This is a genomic window from Nocardiopsis halotolerans DSM 44410 (assembly GCF_000341065.1).
GTDB classification, from domain to species: domain Bacteria; phylum Actinomycetota; class Actinomycetes; order Streptosporangiales; family Streptosporangiaceae; genus Nocardiopsis; species Nocardiopsis halotolerans.
On record NZ_ANAX01000081.1, the window covers coordinates 1 to 2,826 of the forward strand.

At 72.1% G+C, this 2,826-nt stretch carries 2 protein-coding genes; both read left to right on the top strand.

Features of this window, described 5'->3' with window-relative positions; all coding sequences use genetic code 11:
• Positions 1-1,763, top strand: a 1,763-nt coding sequence (locus D455_RS0106525) for an acyltransferase family protein (RefSeq protein ID WP_017569950.1), incomplete at its 5' end; no start/stop codon positions are given.
• Positions 1,764-2,271: 508 nt separating this feature from the next.
• The coding region (locus D455_RS0106530; RefSeq protein ID WP_026122379.1) for a hypothetical protein at positions 2,272-2,826 on the top strand (555 nt) is incomplete at its 3' end.

Here is a 2,826-nt window from a genome sequence, read left to right on the forward strand (position 1 = left end):
TGCTGCTGGTCACCGGCGCGGTCTCGTTCTTCCTCCTGCCCGTCACCCGTCTGGTCGACACCGCATGGCAGCTGGTGGCCTCGGCCGCCTACGTGGAGAACCTGTACCTGGCCCGGCAGGCGGTGGACTACCTGGCCGCGGACGACCCGCCCAGCCCCGTCCAGCACTTCTGGTCGCTGTCGGTGGAGGAGCAGTTCTACCTGGTGTGGCCGCTGCTGTTCGTGGTGTGGGCTCTGGCCCGGCGCCGCTGGCGGGCCACCGCCGGGGCCCTCACCGTCCTGCTGGGTTCGGTGCTGGTGCTGTCCCTGGCCTGCTCGGTGGTGCTCACCTCCCAGGAGGCGGCCTCGGCGTACTTCCTGCCGACGACCCGAGCCTGGGAGCTGGCCGTGGGCGGGCTGCTCGCGGTCGGGCTGGCGCACGGGAGTCTTCCGGAGCGCTGGCGCGCGCCGCTGGGCTGGCTCGGTCTGGTCGCCATCGCGGTCTCCGCGGTGGTCTACGACGACGCCACGCCCTTCCCTGGCTGGGCGGCGCTCCTGCCTGTCCTGGGCGGCGCGGCGGTGATCGCCGCCGAGGACTCCCCCGGACGCCTGTCGGCCTCCCGGCTGCTGGGTACCGCGCCCGCCCGCTGGGTCGGTGACGTGTCCTACTCGCTGTACCTGTGGCACTGGCCGCTGATCATCTTCGCCCTGGTGCTCACCGGCGAGGCCGAACTCGGTCCGCTGGAGGCCGTGGCGGTCGCGGCCGTGTCCGTCCTGCTGGCGTGGGCGACCAAGGTCTGGGTGGAGGACCCCGTGCGCGACCGGGGTCTGGTCCGCCGCGGCCGTTCGGCCCTGGTCGTGGCCACGGCGGGCATCGTGACCGTGGCCGCGGTGGGCGGCGCGGTGTACGTGCGGGTCGACCGGGAACGGGGGGTGTCCTTCGACCCCGCGGTGCACACCGGTCCCGCCGCGCTCGGCGAGGCCCCGGGCGACGGGCCGCTCTACCCCTCGCCCGTGAACGCCGAGGACGACGTTCCCCTCCTGTACGACGACGACTGCCAGGCCTCGCAGTCGGCCACCGAGCCCGGCGACCCGTGCGTGTACGGCCCCGAGGACGCCGCCCGGGACGTGGTGTTGCTCGGGGACTCCCACAGCGCGCAGTGGGGCACCGCGCTGTCGGAGATCGCCGAGGAGCGCGGTTGGCGGCTGCACATCTACACCAAGTCCTCCTGCGCGTTCACCGACACGATGGTCAGGGGCCCCGACGGCGGCCCGTACACGTCGTGTCACGAGTGGAACCGCGCGGTGGTCGGGGAGCTGGAGGAGCTGCGGCCCGACCTGGTGATCACCAGCTCCTCCACCGCCGCACGGCCGGCCGAGGAGGTCTCCGCGGAGGAGGACCACGCCGCGATGACCGAGGGCATGCTCCGGTTGTGGGAGGACGTGGCCGAGGTCAGCGGAGAGATCGTCGCGGTACGCGACACCCCGCGCGCCCGCCGGGACGTGGTGGAGTGCGTGGCGGCCAACGCCGAGGACCCGTCGGTGTGCGGGCGGCCCCTGGAGGAGGCGACCCGGGCCGCCGATCCGCAGGAGGACGCGGTCCGGCTGTTCGATGGCGAGGTCCACTGGCTCGACCTGACCGACCTGTTCTGCGCGGAGGGCGGGTGTCCGGCGGTGATCGGCAACGTGATGGTCTACCGCGACTCCGGGCACATCACCAGCACCTACATCGGCCTGCTCAGCGATGAGCTGGCCGCGAGGATGGACGAGGCCATGGACTCCTGAGGCGTTCCCGGCCGGAGGCGCGGTGGCTCCTCCGGCCGTACGGACGCCTCCGGCGGCGCCGAGCACGCGAACGCGGACCGGAACACGGTATTCCCTCGACGCGGTACTTCCCGGAGGTACCGCGCCTTTTTCGTATGGCCGGAAAAAGGCGCGCTTACTCAGAAAATGTCATGGTTTGCGCACTTCAATGGGGCTTTGTATGCACCAGAAAAACAACCGGACACGCGCAGACCCCAAAGGCCCGTGTTCTCCCCGTCGACGCATCCCTGGGAGGTATGCTCGTGACCCGAAACGGCCGTACCGGGAATAACACCGGCCGTGAAAGGCGGAGTCGATGAAAGCGCGCAACGGAACCGGAACCGTCGGAACGAGGGCGGTCGCCGTCCCCGATCCGGCCGGTGGACCGGACAGCTGACCGGCACCGCCCCGGACCCGCACCACCCAACCCCCCGTCACCCCCTCACCGGACCGTACGACCACGACCACACGAGGGGAGCGGGATCGCACGATGCCCTGGGACGCACAGGAACGCACACGCTACGAGGACGAGGTACTGGTGGCCGCGCGCGCCCACGGGCTCCCCGCGGACCTGTTCGCGCGCTACGGCATCGGCCCCGAGCTGGAACGGCGGCTGCGCGACGACCCGGCCGCGTTCACCGAGCACGTCAGTGAGGTGTGCGCCTACTGGCGCGACCTCCAGAGCCGACGCCGCTCCCTGAAGAAGGTGCTGGTCGACCTGATCGACGACCACGAGCGCCTGGAGGGCGAGGACGCGCTCACGCACGCCCACTTCCACCGCGTCCGCTCCGAGGCGACGCGCCGGGCGCTGACCGCGTGGTCCGAGGCCGCCGGGAGCCCGACCGCACACCTCGTGGACCGGCTGTCCGACCTGGCGGGGGCCCCGCCCACGGACGCCTTCCACACCCTGCGCGAGCACCTGCGCGTCCGCGGTGTGCCCTTCTCCCCCATGGAGGTCTTCGGCGAACGGCGCCTGGCCGGGGGGTTCACCGTGCTGGACGGTTTCCGGCTCCCTGACGGCACCGCCCTGGACAAGGCCTCCCTG